Annotated in this window: 19 protein-coding genes, 1 pseudogene and 1 riboswitch; of the genes and pseudogenes, 12 read left to right on the top strand and 8 right to left on the bottom strand. The window is 47.5% G+C overall.

Annotation, left to right across the window (positions count from 1 at the left end):
- On the top strand, positions 1–260 hold a 260-nt coding region (locus tag G470_RS0107565; protein ID WP_028274310.1), incomplete at its 5' end, for an IS3 family transposase.
- An 83-nt stretch (positions 261–343) separates the two neighbouring features.
- Here the strand turns inward: G470_RS0107565 and G470_RS0107570 are convergent.
- Positions 344–1,360 carry a YsnF/AvaK domain-containing protein gene (locus G470_RS0107570; protein ID WP_028274311.1) on the bottom strand — a complete coding sequence of 339 codons (1,017 nt, stop codon included), beginning with the start codon at positions 1,358–1,360 and terminating at the stop codon, positions 344–346.
- 284 nt (positions 1,361–1,644) lie between these two features.
- Between G470_RS0107570 and glmU the strand changes: the two genes are divergently transcribed.
- A complete protein-coding gene (glmU, locus tag G470_RS0107575; RefSeq protein WP_028274312.1) occupies positions 1,645–3,045 on the top strand; it encodes a bifunctional UDP-N-acetylglucosamine diphosphorylase/glucosamine-1-phosphate N-acetyltransferase GlmU in 1,401 nt (466 codons plus the stop codon).
- Positions 3,046–3,139: 94 nt separating this feature from the next.
- Positions 3,140–4,123 carry a ribose-phosphate diphosphokinase gene (locus G470_RS0107580; RefSeq protein WP_035445309.1) on the top strand — a complete coding sequence of 328 codons (984 nt, stop codon included), beginning with the start codon at positions 3,140–3,142 and terminating at the stop codon, positions 4,121–4,123.
- A gap of 208 nt (positions 4,124–4,331) precedes the next feature.
- On the opposite strand, the gene G470_RS0107585 is transcribed toward G470_RS0107580, so the two are convergent.
- Positions 4,332–5,318, bottom strand: coding sequence for an L-lactate dehydrogenase (locus tag G470_RS0107585; protein ID WP_028274314.1), 987 nt, complete (start codon positions 5,316–5,318; stop codon positions 4,332–4,334).
- A gap of 186 nt (positions 5,319–5,504) precedes the next feature.
- Here G470_RS0107585 and G470_RS0107590 point away from each other — a divergent pair, with 186 nt between their 5' ends.
- Positions 5,505–7,469 (top strand): S9 family peptidase, encoded by a 1,965-nt coding sequence (locus G470_RS0107590; RefSeq protein WP_028274315.1) that lies wholly within the window; start codon positions 5,505–5,507, stop codon positions 7,467–7,469.
- Between the two features lie 168 nt (positions 7,470–7,637).
- Here the strand turns inward: G470_RS0107590 and G470_RS15115 are convergent.
- Positions 7,638–7,799: pseudogene (locus G470_RS15115) on the bottom strand (helix-turn-helix domain-containing protein); the annotation flags it as partial.
- Between the two features lie 222 nt (positions 7,800–8,021).
- Between G470_RS15115 and G470_RS13030 the strand changes: the two are divergent.
- The 6 genes from G470_RS13030 to G470_RS0107625 all read left to right on the top strand — a co-directional run bounded on the left by G470_RS13030 (position 8,022) and on the right by G470_RS0107625 (position 14,132).
- Entirely contained in the window at positions 8,022–8,576 is a 555-nt protein-coding gene (locus tag G470_RS13030) for a 2-keto-4-pentenoate hydratase (RefSeq protein ID WP_051258493.1), read from the top strand.
- A gap of 81 nt (positions 8,577–8,657) precedes the next feature.
- Positions 8,658–9,326, top strand: coding sequence for an acetaldehyde dehydrogenase (acetylating) (locus G470_RS13885; RefSeq protein ID WP_156908008.1), 669 nt, complete (start codon positions 8,658–8,660; stop codon positions 9,324–9,326).
- The gene (locus G470_RS13040) at positions 9,323–9,763 is read left to right on the top strand and encodes an NADPH-dependent FMN reductase (RefSeq protein WP_051258494.1); all 441 of its coding nucleotides are present in this window, start codon (positions 9,323–9,325) and stop codon (positions 9,761–9,763) included. The genes G470_RS13885 and G470_RS13040 overlap by 4 nt, the downstream gene beginning before the upstream one ends.
- A 151-nt stretch (positions 9,764–9,914) precedes the next feature.
- Positions 9,915–12,287: a phosphoketolase family protein gene (locus G470_RS0107615; protein WP_028274318.1), complete on the top strand. Its 2,373-nt coding sequence runs from the start codon at positions 9,915–9,917 to the stop codon at positions 12,285–12,287.
- A 155-nt stretch (positions 12,288–12,442) separates the two neighbouring features.
- Complete coding sequence (locus G470_RS13045; RefSeq protein WP_051258495.1) at positions 12,443–13,459, top strand: ribose-phosphate diphosphokinase; 1,017 nt, start codon at positions 12,443–12,445, stop codon at positions 13,457–13,459.
- 178 nt (positions 13,460–13,637) lie between these two features.
- Positions 13,638–14,132, top strand: coding sequence for a hypothetical protein (locus G470_RS0107625; protein WP_028274319.1), 495 nt, complete (start codon positions 13,638–13,640; stop codon positions 14,130–14,132).
- A 42-nt stretch (positions 14,133–14,174) separates the two neighbouring features.
- Here the strand turns inward: G470_RS0107625 and G470_RS0107630 are convergent, their stop codons facing one another.
- Positions 14,175–14,660 carry a glutathione peroxidase gene (locus tag G470_RS0107630; protein ID WP_028274320.1) on the bottom strand — a complete coding sequence of 162 codons (486 nt, stop codon included), beginning with the start codon at positions 14,658–14,660 and terminating at the stop codon, positions 14,175–14,177.
- A gap of 152 nt (positions 14,661–14,812) precedes the next feature.
- On the opposite strand from G470_RS0107630, the gene G470_RS13050 reads away from it, so the two are divergent.
- Positions 14,813–15,583: a DUF975 family protein gene (locus G470_RS13050; protein WP_084172134.1), complete on the top strand. Its 771-nt coding sequence runs from the start codon at positions 14,813–14,815 to the stop codon at positions 15,581–15,583.
- A gap of 42 nt (positions 15,584–15,625) precedes the next feature.
- Here the strand turns inward: G470_RS13050 and G470_RS0107640 are convergent, their stop codons facing one another.
- Together G470_RS0107640 and G470_RS0107645 are read right to left on the bottom strand one after the other, a co-directional pair.
- Positions 15,626–15,850 (bottom strand): DUF2922 domain-containing protein, encoded by a 225-nt coding sequence (locus G470_RS0107640; RefSeq protein ID WP_028274321.1) that lies wholly within the window; start codon positions 15,848–15,850, stop codon positions 15,626–15,628.
- Between the two features lie 59 nt (positions 15,851–15,909).
- Complete coding sequence (locus G470_RS0107645; RefSeq protein ID WP_028274322.1) at positions 15,910–16,113, bottom strand: DUF1659 domain-containing protein; 204 nt, start codon at positions 16,111–16,113, stop codon at positions 15,910–15,912.
- A 171-nt stretch (positions 16,114–16,284) separates the two neighbouring features.
- Here G470_RS0107645 and G470_RS13055 point away from each other — a divergent pair, with 171 nt between their 5' ends.
- Positions 16,285–17,178, top strand: coding sequence for a glycosyltransferase family 8 protein (locus tag G470_RS13055; RefSeq protein WP_051258496.1), 894 nt, complete (start codon positions 16,285–16,287; stop codon positions 17,176–17,178).
- A 74-nt stretch (positions 17,179–17,252) separates the two neighbouring features.
- Here the strand turns inward: G470_RS13055 and thiT are convergent, their stop codons facing one another.
- On the bottom strand, positions 17,253–17,840 hold the full coding sequence (gene thiT / locus G470_RS0107655; RefSeq protein ID WP_028274323.1) for an energy-coupled thiamine transporter ThiT: 588 nt from the start codon (positions 17,838–17,840) through the stop codon (positions 17,253–17,255).
- Positions 17,841–17,912: 72 nt separating this feature from the next.
- A riboswitch (TPP riboswitch) is annotated at positions 17,913–18,015 on the bottom strand.
- A gap of 348 nt (positions 18,016–18,363) precedes the next feature.
- Positions 18,364–18,506 (bottom strand): transposase (locus G470_RS14425; RefSeq protein WP_205617906.1); only part of this gene is annotated, 143 nt, incomplete at its 5' end.

The following is an 18,506-nucleotide window of genomic DNA, read 5'->3' on the forward strand; positions in this document are numbered from 1 at the left end:
AACAATATCGCCATACGCTCCAATCACGAGGCATTGTGCAAAGTATGTCACGTAAAGGCAACTGTTACGATAATTCTGTCATGGAGAACTTCTTTGGCATCATGAAGTCTGAATTCCTCTACTTAAAGGAATTTGAAAGTGTGGAGCATTTTAAAAAGGAACTTGAAAATTATATACACTATTACAACACGAAACGCATGAAGGCAAAATTAAAAATGAGTCCGGTGCAGTACCGAACTCATTTTAACCAAGCTGCCTAAATGAAATAACCGTGTCTAACTTTTAGGGGTCACTTCACGTTGGCTGCCAGGATTTTTTGTATAAGTGGGTTAGACCAAGAAGATTATCTTCTGTTTCTAGGATCCAAATCTTCGTCTGTTCCTTCTACATGGACGTCTCCGTGAGCATCCACATCAAGTTCTTCTCTTCTGACGTCTTCGGATACGTGTTCCACGTCTTCATGCGTTTCTTTTCTGATATCCACTTCTTCTTTCACGACCGGTCGTTTGGTGACGTTCACACGTTCTTCTTTGACCGGAATGTTGATGTTTTCTTCGTCCGTGTCAAAGGTTTCTCCGGTTGTTTCACCGTCAGAGACAGGTTTTCTTTCAATGACGACTTCTTCATGCTCAACTGGCACTTCCACTGTTTCAGTGTCATGAACGACTTCTTTTCTGACATTCACTTCTCCAGTTGTCACTTTTTCTTTGTCGACATTCAAACGTTCTTCTTTTAAGCGGATTTTCTCGTCGCGGTCATCCACATCGATGTCTCTGTCCAACGGTCTATCCAAGTCGGTGTCTCGGTTCACCGTGTCGCTTGGAGGGACTTCATCCGTAGTTGGTGGAAGATTGTCTCCATCGGTCATGCCGGTCACAGAATCTGTCGGCACAGTCGGGTCGATTGTCGGATCTGCGTTAGGGAATCCGGCACTTGTACCCATCACTCCAGGAGTGGTGTCGACTGTATCGGTTGTGTCGGTTGTACCCATGTCATCGCCGCGGTAGTTGTTGACAACGACTACGACATTGCCGTTATTGATGTCGTCTCGGTATGGATACAAAACATCGTTATCCGCATTGTAACCATCGCCTTCAGCGGTCGTGTCATACGTGTCGGTAGAAAACGCATCTTTGATTTGGTCCCACAAGGAACGATCTTCATCGGCACCGGTTGCTCCGGTTGTTTCCGTGTTGACGTCTACCCCTTGCGTATCCGTGATTCCGGAAGCTGTATCTCTGTTGGCATACAATGTGATGTCTTCTCTTTGGTAGCCTTCGTCTCTCAAACGCCGTACAACATCCAGTGCTTCGTCACGATTGGCGTAGCTTCCTATAACTGTCTGATTTCTTCTTTCCATGAAAAAATCCTCCTTTATAATGGTTGTTCCGGCTTGCATAAAAAGTGACAAAATTGTGTCTTTTGTCTATGAGTTCATTATATAGAGTCCAGCTGTGTTCCTCAAACAATTCGCATTATAGGAAATGACCATAAAAAGATGACAGAAATCCAACGTAAACGCGCGTTGCCTTGAAATTACGGGAATAGTAGGCTATTATAATAAAGGCTATTTTTAAATAAAAAGTACTTACAATACTGTCGGTCTAGTCAATAAAAAAGAAGGAAAAAAAGAAGGAGACAACAATGAATCAACGATACGCAGTGGTTTTAGCAGCCGGACAAGGCACGCGGATGAAATCAAAATTATACAAAGTCATGCATCCTGTTGCCGGTAAGCCAATGGTTGGACATGTAGTCGAACAAGCGGAAAAAGCTCAAGCCGATCAAATCGTGACGATTGTAGGAGTAGGCGCAGAAACGGTTCAATCCTATTTAGGTGACAGATGTGACTATGTTCTTCAAGAAGAACAACTGGGAACTGCCCACGCGGTGCTTCAAGCCAAAGAGGTATTGGAAGGAAAAGAAGGCACTACCATGGTCGTTTGCGGCGATACGCCGTTATTGACGGCTGAAACCTTGGACAGTGTTTACCGATTCCATGAGGAAAAAGGCGCGAAAGCAACCATTCTCAGCGCGCACAGCGAAGATCCAACCGGGTACGGACGGATTATCCGCGGCGCCAACGGCGAAGTGGAAAAAATTGTGGAACAAAAAGACGCTACTCCAGAAGAAGCAGCGGTAAAAGAAATCAATACAGGTACGTATTGTTTCGACAACCGGGCGTTGTTTGAAGCGTTGGCACAAGTCGGAAACGACAATGCCCAAGGCGAATACTACTTGCCGGATGTCATCGAAATTTTGAAAAAACAAAACGAAGTAGTGACCGCTTTCCAATTGGAAGATCAAGACGACGCACTGGGCGTCAATGACCGTGTGGCATTGTCCCAAGCGGAACGATTGATGCGCGAACGCATCAACAAAAAACACATGAAAAACGGGGTCACGTTGATCGATCCGGCGGCGACTTACATCGAAAGCGATGTGGTCATTGGATCTGATACAGTCGTTGAACCGGGTGTGTACTTGAAAGGCGACACCGTGATTGGCGAAGATTGCTTGATCCAAGCGCATTCGGTTATCGTGGACAGCACAATCGGAAACGGTGTGACAATCACCAGCTCCACTATCGAACAATCGGTGATGGGAGATGGTTCGGATATCGGACCAAACAGCCACCTTCGTCCGCAATCGGTTTTGAAAGAAGGCGTCCATGTCGGAAACTTTGTCGAAGTGAAAAAATCGACAATCGGCCGTCATTCAAAAGCAGGACATTTGACCTACATCGGGGATGCGGAAATCGGCGAGCATGTCAACTTGGGCTGCGGCACGGTATTCGTGAACTACGATGGCAAGAAGAAACACAAAACGGTTGTCAAAGACAATGCCTTCATCGGCTGCAACACCAACTTGATTGCGCCGGTGACTGTGGAAGCCGATACGTATATCGCGGCCGGTTCCACCATCACAGACGATGTGCCGGAAGACGCTTTGGCCATTGCACGTGCCCGTCAAGTCAACAAAGAGGGATACGTGTCCAAACGGTTGCAAAAAGCGGAAGAACGCCAGTCTGAATCTCAAAAATAACAACGGCAGCAAGCAAAGCAAAGGCTTGCATATTCATGAAAAAATGCATACGATGAGTATGACGAAAAGGATTATATTTTAGACGGAGGATATCATGTCAGAACAAAATGTCGATTCAAAATTGAAAATCTTTGCCCTTAGTTCCAACCGCCCCTTGGCAGAAAAAATCTCGCAGGAACTTGGAATTGAGTTGGGAAAAGTCGCGGTAACGCGCTTCAGCGATGGAGAAATCCGCATCAACATTGAAGAAAGTATCCGTGGAGACCATGTCTACATCATTCAATCGACGTCCAAGCCCGTCAACGACAACTTGATGGAAACATTGATCATGATTGATGCATTGAAACGTGCAAGTGCGAAGACAGTCAACATTGTTTTGCCGTACTACGGCTATGCACGCCAAGACCGAAAAGCACGCTCACGCGAACCGATCACTGCAAAATTGGTGGCGAACATGTTTGAGAAAGCAGGAGCGGACCGTATGTTGACGTTGGACTTGCATGCGGCTCAGATCCAAGGATTCTTTGACATCCCGGTCGACCACTTGCTTGGAGCTTCTTTGTTGGCGAACTACTTCTTAGACCATGGAATCAGTGGGGAAGACACCGTTGTTGTTTCTCCTGACCACGGCGGTGTGACACGTGCTCGGAAGCTTGCAGAATTCTTGAAAGCTCCTCTTGCCATCATCGACAAACGCCGTCCGAAAGCGAACGTGGCAGAAGTCATGAACATCATTGGACAAGTGGAAGGCAAAACATGTATCCTAATCGACGACATGATTGATACTGCAGGCACCATCACACTGGCTGCTCGCGCATTGACAGAAAAAGGCGCCAAAAAAGTCTATGCCTGCGGAACCCATGCAGTGCTTTCCGGACCGGCTATCGAACGTTTGGATGAATCCAACATTGAAAAAGTGGTTGTGACAGATTCCATCTATCTGCCGGAAGACAAACGAATTGACAAGATTGTTCAAGTGACCGTCTCCGAATTACTGGCGGATGCGATTCGTCGTATTCACGAAAACAAATCAGTCAGCCCGTTGTTTGAGAAAAAATACGAAGGGCACATTGACTAAGATTGAACCAGCCACCTGCAAAGGTGTCTCCTTAATAGAGAGTGCCGGCCGGGGTGTGAGCCTCGCCGGCACCCTTCATTTTAAATGGGGAACTGGCATAGAGCGAAGAGGCGGAAAAGCCTCTACACTACGCAAACATGCTCCCAAACATACGAAAGACCCTCCAACCTGCAGATGACAGCAGGCTGGAGGGTCTTATTTGGAGTGCTTAGTCAACGGTAAAGCCTAGATCTGGGTTTTTCTCTGTCACGTCTTTCAAGATTTTACGCAGTGTGGCTGCTGAAAGAGCCATACGTTCTTTTTCGGCGTCGTTCAGTGGAATTTCGATGTTTTTCTTGATGCCGTCCCGGTTGACAATGGCCGGCGTTCCGATGTAAATGTCTTTCTCGTCGTATTCGCCGTCCAAGTAAACAGACAGCGGCAGTACCGCATGTTCATCATTTAAGACCGCACGGGTAATCCGTGCCAGTGACACGCCGATTCCGTAGAAAGTGGCGCCTTTTTTCTCGATGATACGGTAGGCGGCGTCACGTACAGAGAAGAAAATGTCCACTAGGGCTTCTTCGTCGGTATCCGGGTTGTTTTTCACCCATTCATAAATCTGAAGGCCGGCTACGTTGGCGTGGGACCAAACCATGAACTCGGTGTCCCCGTGTTCACCCAAAATGTACCCGTGAACGTTGCGCACATCCACATTCAACAACTGGGCAACTTCTTGACGGAAGCGGGCGCTGTCCAAAGAAGTTCCTGATCCAAATACGCGGTGAGCCGGCATACCGGAATATTTCCATACCGCGTAAGTGAGAATATCCACAGGATTGGTGGCCACCAAGATGATGCCGTCAAAACCGCTGTCCATGATGTTCTTTGTGATGTCTTTCATAATCAACATGTTTTTCTCAGTCAAATCGAGACGTGTTTCACCTGGTTTTTGTGCTGCCCCCGCAGTGATGACCACGATGTCCGCATCCCGGCAGTCTTCATAATCAGCTGCATAAATTTTTTTCGGAGCGGTAAAGGCAAGTGCGCTGTTGAGGTCCATGACGTCGCCCTCTACTTTGTCGCGGTTGACATCGATGATACCGAGTTCCTGCCCGATGTTTTGGTTGACGAGAGCGTAGGCGTAGCTGGAACCGACTGCGCCATTCCCAACTAAGATAATTTTTTGCGTGTCTTTCTTCTTGATTTCAGTCATGAAAATTTCCTCCCTTTTTTCTACACAATAAGTATATCATTGAACAAGCGCGAAGTGTATCGAATTATTTAATTTCTTTCATCTTGATTCCATGAGAAAATAATGACACAATAGCTCTATTAAGTGAGAATTTTCTTAAGTTTGGATAAAGTGATACATATTCATTATAGAGGAGAAAACAGAAAAATGAAAAAGATTGAGATGGAAAGTCTGTATGACATGAAAAACATCTCCCAACCCGTTCATTGGGAAGACACCGTTTTTTATCTGGAAACAAAAATGAACAAAGAAAAAAACCGTTATGACACAGGTATTCAAAGCATCGATGTGCAAACAAAGGAACGGAAAGAATGGGGAGACGGGGGCAAGACTAACACCGCCATCCAAGTATCTCCCAACGGCAAATGGTTGTCGTATCTTTCCAACAACACAAAAGACGAGAAAATGCAGCTGATGCTGATGCCGTTGGCTGGAGGCCGGGCGGTGCAGCTGACGGAAGAAAAAGAAGGTGTGTCTTCTTATAAATGGACTGCAAACGGTGCGGGCGTGTATTACCAAACAAACCGCAAACAAGGCGAAACAGACGAGAACGAAGATAAAGACGAGAAAAAACTACCGGAACCGACCGTCATCGACCGCTTGCAGTACAAACTGGATGGAATGGGCGTGTTGCCGCAAGACCGCATGCACCAAATTAAGAAAGTGGACGTGGCTTCCAAAAACACGCAGCTGATTGTCGAATATGACCGTCCGATTCAATTGAACTATGTGGCAAAAGATGAAAGTTATCTGCTCTTTGGGGACCGCTTGAATGTGGAAGACGAGTGGCAGTACGGCGGGACGGTTTATTGGTACGATGTGGCCGCTAAACAAGCCCGCCCGCTGACGACACAGATTCCGGATGGTGTGTTCCAATATGGAGCGATGAATGAAGAAGAAGACTACTTGTTGCTTTTGGGAAATGACTTTGAGTACGCATTTGTTTCCCAAACAAAAGTATACGGCTACGATATTCGTTCGCAGTCATTGACGTGTTTGACGGAAGAAGCGGATGTGGAAGTCGGGGATCTGTTGGTGGCCGATTTCCAACAGCAAGTGTCCGGTTTGGAGGTCATGTGGGTAAACGAAGAAGAGTTTCTATTCCCGGCCACTGAACACGGCAAGATTCAATTGTACAAAGGGAGCCGTGAAGGTGTGGTGGAGAAGGTCTACGATAAACTGGTGCATTTGGTGGACGGCTCGCTTGCGGACGACAAACAGACATTGGCCGTCGCCGTCTCCACGTTGGTCAAACCGAGCGAACTGTGGCTGATCGATCTCGAATCGGGAGAAGAGACCTTCTTGTATAATCCAAATGAAGAGTTTTGCCGGACGCATACATTCGCCGAACCGGAGCGGTTTTGGTATAAAGGAGCGGATGACTGGGATATCCAAGGGTGGTATGTGCCGCCGGTGGAAGCGAAAGAAAAGCACCCGGCTGTGCTTTACATCCATGGCGGCCCGCAAGTGGCGTACGGCGAAAGTTTCTTTCATGAAATGCAGATGCTGGCCGCCAAAGGATACGGGGTCATCATGCTCAACCCGCGCGGCGGGAACGGGTACGGTCAACAGTTTGTCGCCTCCATCCTCGGAGATTATGGAAACAAGGATTACGAAGACTTGATGCTGGGTACGGATTACGTTTTGGAGCAACACCCAGAAATTGATCAGGACAAAGTGTATGTGGCTGGCGGAAGCTACGGCGGGTTCATGACAAATTGGATTGTCGGGCATACCGATCGTTTCCGGGCCGCCGTCACCCAACGGTCCATTTCCAACTGGATCAGCTTCTACGGAACAAGCGACATCGGGCCGTTCTTTGTCCAATTCCAGCTGCAAAACAACTTAAGCCAAGTGGAAGAACTTTGGAAGATGTCTCCGCTGGCCTATGCGGAGAATGCCAAAACTCCGCTGTTGGTGATTCACGGCGAAAACGACTTGCGCTGCCCACAGGAACAAGGTGAACAAATCTACATCGCGATGAAACGCCAGCGGGTAGACACAAAATTGGTCACTTTCCCGCAGTCCAGCCACGGTTTGTCGCGTGAAGGGCTGCCGAACTTGCGCATGGAACGCTTGCAGCACATTGTGGAGTGGTTTGAGATACATTAGTTTTGAGAACGAGAACAGATTGAAGAGACCGGGTCGGCGGACCTGGTCTCTTTTTTTGTCTATGGAAGCGGCCACTTGTTCATCCTTTTCACCCATCGTATCCAAGACGTTCAGAGGCTTCTCTTGCGGAGCGTACCAGAATTCGGATAAAGCGGTAGTTTGCACGATTCGGCTGGCGGTACTTTTGGATATACTCAACTTTTCTGAAATTTCGCCAATGCGCCAGACCGGGTTTTCTGTGTTGAAGACTTTCAACACACGCAAGGCTTTCGTGACTGAGGTCATACGTTCAATTTCAAGGGTCATGTTCCTCTCTCCTTCACGAATCATTTTTCTTATTGCATATTCTGAGACAAAATTCAAAAAAGAAAAAATGTTTAAGTAAGCGATTTCTTTATTATATCAGACTTCTTTTTGAATCGATAGAAAAGTTAAAAGAAGTGTTTCGTTATGTAGGAGAGCCGTATTGCGTTTGTTTATAAAGCGCTTACGACGAGGTTAACACATTACGAAAGCCGGTCAGCAGCCGGCGTTCGGAGAAAGGACATAAAAATGGTGAAAGTAAGTGATTCGCCTGCTGTTCAATTGTCAGAGAAGTTACAACAAGCAAATAAGACTAAGGTACAAATAGAAGCACCCAGTAAAGTATATCCGGAACTGACGATCAAAGAAGCGTATTCCATTCAGCTGTACAACATCGCTGAACGTGTACAAAAGGATAACGGTATAGTGGGGAAGAAAATTGGCTTGACCTCTAAAGCGATGCAGGACTCGCTCGGGGTGGACGAACCAGATTACGGAATTTTGTTGGAAGACATGGTGATTCCTTCTGACAATCCCGTCATCAAAAGCGATCAAGTCATCCAGCCTCGAGTAGAAGGAGAAATGGCCTTCATTTTGAAAAAAGATTTAGAAGGCCCGAATATCACGGTGGAAGACGTGCTCGACGCGACAGAGTCTATCCTCGCTTGCATTGAAATCGTCGACAGTCGAGTGAAAAATTGGAACATCACCATCCGAGATACGATTGCGGCCGAACCGGGCGATGAATTCACTTGTCGGTTCACCGAAGGATTTGGGGAAGTCAGCGTAACATTTGAAAAATAAAACATCAAAAGGGGGATTCATTTTGGCTGGAAAGATTAGGGCAGGCATCATTGGCCCAGGGAATATCGGTTGGATTTACTCATGAAGTTGATGAGGTCGGACAAATTCACTGTGACATCGATGTATGGAATTGATAATGAGTTGGAAGGAATGAAACGGGCCCGAAAAAACGGGTTGAAAACATTCGGCAACGGCATTGACGGCATTTACGATTTGGATGAATCGGAAAGACCGCAAATATTATTCGATGCAACATCAGCTGGAGCTCATGAATACAACAACAAGGTCGCGCAGGAATTGGGCATACGAATGATGGATTTAACACCGGCAGCTGTAGGACCCTTTGTTTCGCCGAGTGTCAACTTGGACGAGTTTATCGAAGAAACAAACGTCAACATGATTACGTGCGGCGGGCAGGCGACGGCACCGATTGTGGCAGCCATCAGCGATGTGGTCCCTGTCAAGTACGCTGAGATTGTCGATGGGAAGTTTGATGAAGAGGAAGTCGTGGCCTCTATCCGCGAACGGGAAAAAGAGATTCAATCCTATGTGCCGGGTTACAGCTTGCAGCAAGACCCCGTCATCAACGGCGACACCATCTCGGTTTTTGTACAAGTTGAAGGAGCAGGCGACTTCTTGCCAGTCTACTCAGGAAACTTGGACATCATGACGGCTTCAGCTGTCGGAGTTGCGGAGAGAGTGGCCGATTATATCAACGAAAAAGAAGGAAAGGAGGTAGAGGCAAAGTGACGGATAAAAAAGTAACGGTTGTGGAAGTGGCTTTAAGAGATGGATCCCACGCCATCCGGCATCAATACATGTTGGATCAGGTAAGAGACATCACAAAAGGTTTAGAGGAAGCGAAAGTTCCAGCTGAATACGCTGAAGCAGCTCAACAAGCTGTTCAAGCTTGGTCCGAAAAAATGGCCAGCTTCGATGCGTACATTTTCGTGACACCAGAATACAACCACGCTGTCGGCGGTGCGTTGAAAAACGCAACAGATTACTTGAAACCAGAAGTCGCAAACAAACCGGCTGCATTGGTTGGATACGGAAGCTTGGGCGGTGCACGTGCACACGAAAACATGAGCGTCTTCCAACCAAATGCTTACCACGAAGCAAACGCTGAAGGTATGTTCTCTGAATTGTTGGCTTGGGCAAACGTATTTGTTCCACTCCACGCATAAAACTTTCAAAAAAGCACATATGAACGGATTGATTCCGTGCATATGTGCTTTTTTTGATTGTCTCTGTGTCGAGCCTATCTTTGGGGATGGCGCCCAGATTTATGCTACAGTACTGGTAAACAGAGCAGTACAAAGAAGGGAGCTTATATTGATGTCAGAAACAGTCGATTATTCGTCAAAAGAGTATCTGGATAAAGTGGATGCTTGGTGGCGGGCGGCCAATTACTTGTCTGTCGGCCAAATCTACTTAAAAGACAATCCGTTGCTGAAGCGTCCGCTTGAAGTGGAAGATGTGAAAGCAAGCCCCATCGGCCACTGGGGGACGGTGCCTGGACAAAATTTTGTCTACGCCCACCTCAACCGTGTCATCAATAAGTACAACTTGAATATGTTTTTCATCGAAGGACCCGGGCACGGCGGGCAGGTCATGGTGTCCAACGCTTACTTGGACGGCAGCTATACTGAAGTGTATCCGGACATCACCCGGGATGAAGCAGGCATGCAGAAATTGTTCAAGCAGTTTTCTTTTCCGGGAGGAATCGGGTCGCACGCGGCGCCGGAAACACCAGGATCAATCCATGAAGGTGGAGAACTGGGTTATTCGTTGTCGCATGCCACCGGAGCGGTTTTGGACAATCCGGATGTGATTGCAGCGGTCACCATCGGGGACGGCGAAGCGGAAACCGGTGCGCTGGCGGCTTCTTGGTTTTCCAATGTGTTCCTTAATCCGGTGACCGATGGAGCGGTGCTGCCGATTGTACATGTGAATGACTACAAAATTGCCAACCCGACCATTTTTGGACGCAAAAAGGATGAAGAGTTGGCACAGTACTTCAAAGGAATGGGCTGGACTCCATTGTTTGTAGAAGGGGAAGAACCGGAAACCATCCATCCGTTGATGGCGCAGACGCTGGACCAGGCGGTCCGGATGATTCAATTCATTCAATCTGACGCGCGGAAAGAGCCGGCAGAAGAAGCGGAGATGCCGCACTGGCCGGTCATCATTTTGCGGACGCCGAAAGGGTGGACAGGACCGGAAGAATGGGAAGACGAGCCGGTGGAAGGCACCTTCCGTTCCCATCAAGTGCCGATTCCGGTGAGCCAAGGACAGATGGAACACAGCGACGCATTGGTCGAATGGATGCGCTCCTACCGGCCGGAAGAATTGTTTGACGAGCAGGGACGGCTTTTGCCGGAAGTCGAAGAAGTGGCGCCAAAAGGGGAGCGGCGGATGTCGTTGAACCCCATCACCAACGGCGGCATCCATCCGAAGCCGCTGACACTGCCGGACTGGCGCAAACATGCCCTTGAGATTGCCACACCGGGAGAAGAAGACCGGCAGGACATGACGGAATTCGGGAAATTCGCCCGGGACATCGTCGATGCCAATCCGGACAACTTCCGTATTATCAGTACTGATGAATTGAAATCCAACCGTTTGAATGCCGTGTTGGAAACGACCGACCGACAGTGGCTGGAAGACATCGACGAACCGGAAGACGAAGCCCAATCACCGAGCGGACGCGTCTTGGATTCCCAGTTGTCTGAGCATCAGGCGGAAGGATGGATGGAAGGGTATGTGCTCACCGGCCGGCACGGGTTCTTTGTCAGCTATGAAGGTTTTTTGCGAATCGTGGATTCTATGCTCACGCAGCACTTCAAATGGATCCGGAAAGCCGATGAACTGCCGTGGCGCAAAAAGTACCCGTCGCTGAACGTGATCGCATCTTCCACCGTGTTCCAGCAGGACCACAACGGCTACACCCACCAAGACCCGGGTCTCAGCACGCATTTAGCCGAAAAGCAGTCCAAGTACATCCGCGAATACTTCCCGGCAGACGCCAACACATTGATGGCCGTCATGGACAAAGTGTTGCGCAGCGAACAGAAAATCAATCTGATTGTATCCAGCAAACATCCGCGTCCTCAATTTTATACAGTGGATGAAGCGGAAGAATTGGTTGAAAAAGGATTGAAACGCATCGAATGGGCGAGCACCGATGGAGACGGGGAACCGGATCTGGTGATTGCGGCAGCCGGTACCGAGCCGAACTTGGAGGCGTTGGCGGCTGTGAGCATCCTGCACGAAGAAGCACCCGACTTGAAGATCCGCTTCGTCAATGTTGTCGACTTATTGAAGCTCCGCAGCAACCGGTTGGATGTAAGAGGGCTGACCGATGAGGAGTTCAACCAGTTGTTTACAACGGACAAACCGATTGTATTTGCTTTCCACGGCTACGAAAGTCTGATTCGGGACTTGTTCTTTGACCGCGCCAACCGGAATGTGATTCCGCATGGGTACCGTGAAAACGGCGACGTCACCACACCGTTTGACATGCGGGTGGTCAACGAACTGGACCGTTTCCACCTGGTGCAAGACGCCGCGCGGGCCGTTTACGGGGAAGACGCTTCGGCAATTGTTGAGAAGATGGATCGATTGTTGGACAAACACCATCATTATATCCGTGAACAAGGAAAAGATATTCCGGAAGTCAAAGAGTGGAAATGGAAACCATTGCGTTAATACCGAGCGAGATGGAGCAGGCATTGCTGGTGAATGCCTGCTCATTTTATGGAACACCACTAGGGTGTGTCTGCTTGGCTAAAAACTTGATTTTTTAGAGCGTTCTCATTACGATGATGGTGAACTGTGACGGTTAGTTTTGAGTGGAGGGTGCCATGACTGAGACATATAAAGACACGTATTTTAGAGTATTTTCGTTGAACTCCAATCGTCCGTTGGCAGAAGAACTGGCAGAAGAAATTGGCGTTTCGTTAGGAGAGGCGGAAATCACCCGCTTTGAAGACGGTGAAATTCGCATCAACATTGAAGAAAGTATCCGCGGGTCGGATATTTACTTGGTGCAGTCGACCAACCATCCCAGCAATGAGTACCTCATGGAGCTCTTAATCATGACGGACGCCTTGCGTCGGGCGAGTGCCAAGACGATCAATGCGGTGATTCCGTACTACGGGTACGCCCGTCAAGACCGAAAAGAACGGCCGAGAGAATCAATTACGGCAAAACTGGTAGCAAATATGTTGGCCACAGCGGGTGTGGACCGGGTGGTGACATTGGATCTCCATTCGCCGCAAATTCAAGGGTTCTTTGATATCCCGGTGGACCACTTATCGGCAACAGCTTTACTGGCCAATCACCTGTTGAATCACCAACTGGCAGATCATCAGACGGTCGTCGTCTCCCCCGATCATGCAGGGGTATCCCGTGTCAGAGAAATGGCGACGCTGTTGGATGCGCCGATTGCCATCATCGACAAACGGTCGTCTGAATTTGATGAAAAGGCAGACTTACGCGTGATAGGAGACGTGAAAGGCAAGACATGTGTGTTGTTTGACGATTTAATCGATACAGGCGATACAATGGTTCAAGCATGCCGGACGTTGAAAAAAGCGGGCGCCACAGATGTCTATGCCTGCGCCACCCACCCAGTGTTATCCGGCAACGCCATGGAGAAGTTGGAACAATCCGGCCTGAAAAAAGTCATCATCACAAACACAATCGATTTGTCCCATAAAAAAAGCAACCGCATGATCGAACAAATCAGTGTCGCGGGCTTATTGGGTGACGCGCTCAAACGCATCCATGAGCATAAGTCAGTTAAACCGCTATTCGACAAGGCTTATGTAGGGACTCTAGAGAAGACTGAACAAGAGAAAAAAGCTTCCGACCTGTAATCTCTTTTCTCACTGAAAACACAGCCCGCTTTATTGATTTGAGGCATCAGGTCGAATGATTGTTTGAGTATAATGAGAAAAATAGCCTTTTCATTAATTAATTCTAAGGAAAATGATGGATAATTAATGAAAGTGCTATACTGAATAACGTGATGAAAGAGAGAAGGAGAGATTCATAGTGAAAAAATTGGTTGGACCAATAGCGGTTGTGTCACTCGTATTATTTGGTTGTGGTCAAGGCGGGGAAGAGCCGGCGGATACTACACAAACGGAAGAACCTGGTGCGCAGTCTTCATCTGTGCAAAGTCCTAATGAAATCATCGCAGGCATTCAGGAAAACAGTGCCGGCGAAGACGAAAGACCGTCCGTCAGCTTGGACTTCAGCTCCGGAGTGCAATGGGAAGGATCCAGTTACGTCGCTGCTCCAGAAAACGGTACGATTACCATCGCCGGGTACATTGAAGGCGGAGACGCATTGTTCCTCGTCCAAGATGGAGAAGTCTTGGAAGAGATTGAGTTGAACGAAGCCGGCGAATTCGAGTACTCCACAGAAGCACCTTCTGAAGAAACGGTTTATCACTTCGTAGCGGATAACCGCTTGGAAGTAGGACAAACAGATGTAAACGTGGACGAAACAGACCGCGCGGAAGAAATCGTATTCCGAGCAGAATAACAAACAAAAAGCGGCAACAGGATTTTTTCCTGTGCCGCTTTTTCACTTGCTCGTCAACAGGCTCTCAATGTCTTTAGAAAGGTCGGCAGGAGATGTGGTGGGTGCATAGCGTTTGATGACCTGCCCCTTTTTGTCCACTAAGAATTTCGTGAAGTTCCATTTGATGTTTTCTGAGAGCAGCCCCTTTTTCTGTTGCTTCAAAAAGGCGTAGAGGGGGTGCGCACCCGGGCCGTTGACATCGATTTTGGCGAACATCGGGAAGGTGACCTGGTAATTTGTCTGGCAAAACTGTAAGGTGTCTTCGATGTTTTCAAATTCTTGATTGTTAAACTGGTCGCACGGGAACCCCAATACCACCACACCTTGATTTTTATACTGCTCATACAGCTGTTGCAGGCCCTCAAACTGGGGAGCCAGGCCGCATTTGCTGGCGGTGTTGACGATCAATAAAATGTTTCCTTTGTACTCCTCCAAAGAGAGAGGCGAACCATCTGTCTTTTGGACCGAAAAGTCATGCACACTGGTCATCTGCGTTTCCTTCTTTCTCCTGATTTGGCTAAAGCATACCAAACCAAAGCCAAGGAAGCCATTGTTTGAATTTTGTGAAGAGGTCAAACGGAAAGAGCATTTTTATAGAGGATATGGTACATTAAAATGAGAAACCTTGGAGGAGGAACCGTATGAGTGGGTATAAAACAAGTGCAGAATTAAAACAAGACGCGAAGGATATGCTTCGGGGAAGATGGAAAGACGCCGTGCTGATGAACCTGATCCCTTCACTGATCGTGCTCGTAGCTGTGTTGGTTGTCGTCGTCACAGTCGTCGTCCTGTCTGAAATGTGGAGCACCGGAACCGTGCCGATGGATGACGATGGGGGAGGAGGCGGTGGTAACAGTGGTCTCGGCGGTATTTTTTCGACCTTGATTACCACGGGAATTTCTTATGCATTTCTAGATGCATACCGCAATCACGATTATACATTCCGACCGTTGAAAGATGCTTTTCGTGTCTTCTCCAAACAGTACTTCTTGCCGGTGTTCTTTATTTATTTCTTGACGAGTGTGTTCACGTTCTTGTGGGGATTGCTGTTGGTGATCCCAGGCATCATCAAAGCCATTGCGTATTCGCAGGCGTACTTCATTTATAAAGATTATGTGGACCGTCCCGACCCTCAGCCGATTTCGGCGTTGAATTGTATTACCGAAAGCCGGATGTTGATGGATGGACATAAAATGCGGTACTTCACTTTGCAACTGAGTTACCTCGGATGGATTTTGGTGGGGGCGCTCACGTTGGGGATTGGTTTCTTGTGGATAAATCCGTATATCACTGCCACCAACACCGCATTTTACAATGATTTGGTTCACGGGCCGTTTGTCGACAGCGACACCGGTTGGGAAGCATCAACCCCTTCTCAAAATGACCGTGATTTTGAAAACTTCGACTTTTAACAAAAAGGAGTGCTGTGAGTATGTCACAGCACTCCTTTCTGTTTATTCGACTTCAAAAATGTCTTCTACTTTACGTTCGACATAACGGGCGCCTTTGACGCCGGCATACAAATTTACGCCGTCTTTATGGAACATATTTTGGGCAATGATGCTTTCCATTGCTTGACGAGTCTGTTCTTCGGTCAAATCCGGCAACGGGTCCTGGACGCTCAATGTCCGGTTCTTTCCAATGCTGGTCAAAAATTTCAATTCCAAAGTTGTAGCCATGTCCTATTCCTCCATTTTAGTTTGTTTTTTTTGCGACGAATGCCTATTATTTTTGGTGTTTAAGGGATGTATTTGTATTCTTCGACGACAACGGTGTGAGCGACCGGCAGAGCAGTCAGCGAATCGATTGCTGCCGTGAAGCCGGCAATTTGATCTTCATTGAGATTTTCCACCGCATCCGAATAACTGCGTCGGATGACACGTTCGTTTTCCATATCTTCAAAATAAACCAACACTTTCCCGCCGTTCCATTCTTTGATCATTGCATTTCCTCCTTTGTATTTTGTAAGTGTCATGACCGCTTACACCTATACAAACGAAAAAAGCGAAAAAAGTGTTACCCCTTTCTCCTTGCTTTTTTCATAAACAAGATAGAAGTATACGTTATACTGAAGAAGACAATCTATTTGAAGAGTTGAAAGGAGAAGTGAGCAGTGATTGAAACAAGTACATACGGCGAAACCGACCGTATTCATATTTTGGTATCATGCGATGAAAATTATCTTCCCCCGTTGAAGGTGATGTTGTATTCTCTTTTCAACAACAATCCTTCTGAAACGTTCCGCATCCACTTCCTTTATTCGGCAGTATCTGAAATGGAACGGGAGCGGTTGGAAAGGTTTATTGCGGAAGTGTCGGGTGGAACAGCGGATTTGGCAGCCTATGACTTAAACGAAGAATTTTCTGAATCGCCGACCACGTTTTACTACACAAAAGAAATGTACTTCCGTCTGTTGGCGTTTGAAGCTTTGCCGGAGACTATCGAACGGGTCATTTATATCGATCCCGATTGTTTGGTATTGAATCCGATCCGGCCGTTGTATGAAATGGACTTAGAAGGGAAATTGTTTGGCGCGGCGCCACACATGATTCCGACCGTTCAAAGCTTCAATAAGGTACGCTTGAGTTTGTCCAGTGAGGCGGACATCAAGTACTACTACAATTCAGGTGTGCTGCTGATGGATTTGGCCCGTCAAAGACAGGAAATCGACAAGAATGACATCTTGCATTTCATCGAAACCGCACTCCCAGTTTCAAAGATCCTTCCCGATCAAGACTTGTTGAATGTGGTTTTCACCGAACAAATCTTGCCGCTGGATGAGCGGTACTACAACTTTGATTCCCGACACCATTTGACGTACCGGGTGATGGACGAAGAGTGGACGTTGGATCATATGTTGGACCAGACGATCATCCTGCACTTTTGCGGCAAAAAGAAACCATGGCGCAAGCACGCCACAGGACGGTTTGTATCACTCTATAAATATTTCAAAACAAAAACAGAACAAGCCGATGCCGAAGTTGAAAAGTCCATCGCGTTTATTTGAGGGCCGGCTAGTTTGCCTGCACAGGGTGAAAAACGCAAAAAAGGCCCCCGCCGCGGGGGAGGGAGCCGGGTAAATCAGTTGTTTTTTGTCCGGAACGAACCGGCAGGTGTTTGGAACAAACTTGGAGATGTTTGCAGTAACAAGACCAGGACAACGCTGGTGGCGATGGCGGTGACCAAGGCGCTGCCAGCGTTCATGACGAACGAATACATGAACGGACTCATGCCTTCCGGGGCGTAGCTGCCCCAGTAGTAGTAGCCCGCGATGAAGTGCCAGAAAAAGCGGGCAAATGTCCCCACAAAAGCAGCCGCAATGATGAAAAAGCGCTGCTTGTTTTCTGCCTGTTCCTGGAGAGACGTTTGGAAACGACGGGTGAACAGTCCGGCCGCCCCGACAAAAGCAAAGGCGACAAGGTACTCGATAAAACCTTGCAGAAGGGTCAAAATGGTAGCATTCCCGATCAGAAAATGCAAAACTCCCCATAAAAAACCAGAGAAGAAGCCGGCTGCGGCCCCTCTTCGAAGTGTATAAAGCGTTAAGGGAATCATCCCCAATGAAATGGTAAACCCTGTTCCGATGTTCGTAGGAAGCAGGGATAAAACGATGGCCAAGGCCGCAAAAATCGTCCCTTCAATCCACACTCTCAATTGATGTTGACGCATAAAAAAACCCTCCTTTCGTGTTGAACAAAGCCACACAGCAAAGGAGGAGCAACATTCTGCTTTATATAAGACAGTTCGCCCCGTCACAATCCCTACGCTCGTACTAACGAACAGGTTCGAAGGGTCAGAATTCAGGATTCTCTCTCAGCCGCTTCCGGCTCCCCTTTGTGATGGATGTTCAATTCAGTTTTTCTTCCACACCTATGATAGCCTATGGAAACAGATTTGGCAAATCTCGTTCTTGGTTTCCGCAGTTGGTCTGTCATTATGCGGGTGTTCTGCTGTACAATGAATGAAACTAAGCGAGGAAAGAAGTGGTATGCCTGAATAATTCATAGCTCTAATTTAAAGCTGTTTTCTTGAATAAATTGCCTATTTTTATATTAGGCAGATACTTTCTTCTAAAATATTGTGTTTTCGAACAGGATTCTTAGGGAAGAAGGACCTATTAAAAATCCTTTGTCTATTTAAGGGCAGACTGATCCCTTGAAATAATCAGTTAAAACTTTATGCGATAACTCCTCTAAATACATTGTCTGGATCGCCGTAGGCGTTCGAAAACCTTATAAAATTCGTTTTGATACACATGATAACTCGACAGTTTGAGATAGACTTGTCTGCCTGTTTTAACGAGTTTGCCGGCAACTTTGAGCAATGTCAATCGTA

The sequence above is a fragment of the Atopococcus tabaci DSM 17538 genome (assembly GCF_000429585.1).
Taxonomy (GTDB): domain Bacteria; phylum Bacillota; class Bacilli; order Lactobacillales; family Carnobacteriaceae_A; genus Atopococcus; species Atopococcus tabaci.

Coding starts and splice junctions, on each gene's coding strand:
- G470_RS13045 (WP_051258495.1), top strand. CDS start 12,443: ATGACTGAGACATATAAAGACACGTATTTTAGAGTATTTTCGTTGAAC.
- G470_RS0107645 (WP_028274322.1), bottom strand. CDS start 16,113: ATGATCAAAGAATGGAACGGCGGGAAAGTGTTGGTTTATTTTGAAGAT.
- G470_RS0107630 (WP_028274320.1), bottom strand. CDS start 14,660: ATGACCAGTGTGCATGACTTTTCGGTCCAAAAGACAGATGGTTCGCCT.
- G470_RS13885 (WP_156908008.1), top strand. CDS start 8,658: ATGAAGTTGATGAGGTCGGACAAATTCACTGTGACATCGATGTATGGA.
- glmU (WP_028274312.1), top strand. CDS start 1,645: ATGAATCAACGATACGCAGTGGTTTTAGCAGCCGGACAAGGCACGCGG.
- G470_RS0107615 (WP_028274318.1), top strand. CDS start 9,915: ATGTCAGAAACAGTCGATTATTCGTCAAAAGAGTATCTGGATAAAGTG.
- G470_RS0107590 (WP_028274315.1), top strand. CDS start 5,505: ATGAAAAAGATTGAGATGGAAAGTCTGTATGACATGAAAAACATCTCC.
- G470_RS0107570 (WP_028274311.1), bottom strand. CDS start 1,360: ATGGAAAGAAGAAATCAGACAGTTATAGGAAGCTACGCCAATCGTGAC.
- thiT (WP_028274323.1), bottom strand. CDS start 17,840: ATGCGTCAACATCAATTGAGAGTGTGGATTGAAGGGACGATTTTTGCG.
- G470_RS0107580 (WP_035445309.1), top strand. CDS start 3,140: ATGTCAGAACAAAATGTCGATTCAAAATTGAAAATCTTTGCCCTTAGT.
- G470_RS0107640 (WP_028274321.1), bottom strand. CDS start 15,850: ATGGCTACAACTTTGGAATTGAAATTTTTGACCAGCATTGGAAAGAAC.
- G470_RS13030 (WP_051258493.1), top strand. CDS start 8,022: ATGGTGAAAGTAAGTGATTCGCCTGCTGTTCAATTGTCAGAGAAGTTA.
- G470_RS13050 (WP_084172134.1), top strand. CDS start 14,813: ATGAGTGGGTATAAAACAAGTGCAGAATTAAAACAAGACGCGAAGGAT.
- G470_RS0107585 (WP_028274314.1), bottom strand. CDS start 5,318: ATGACTGAAATCAAGAAGAAAGACACGCAAAAAATTATCTTAGTTGGG.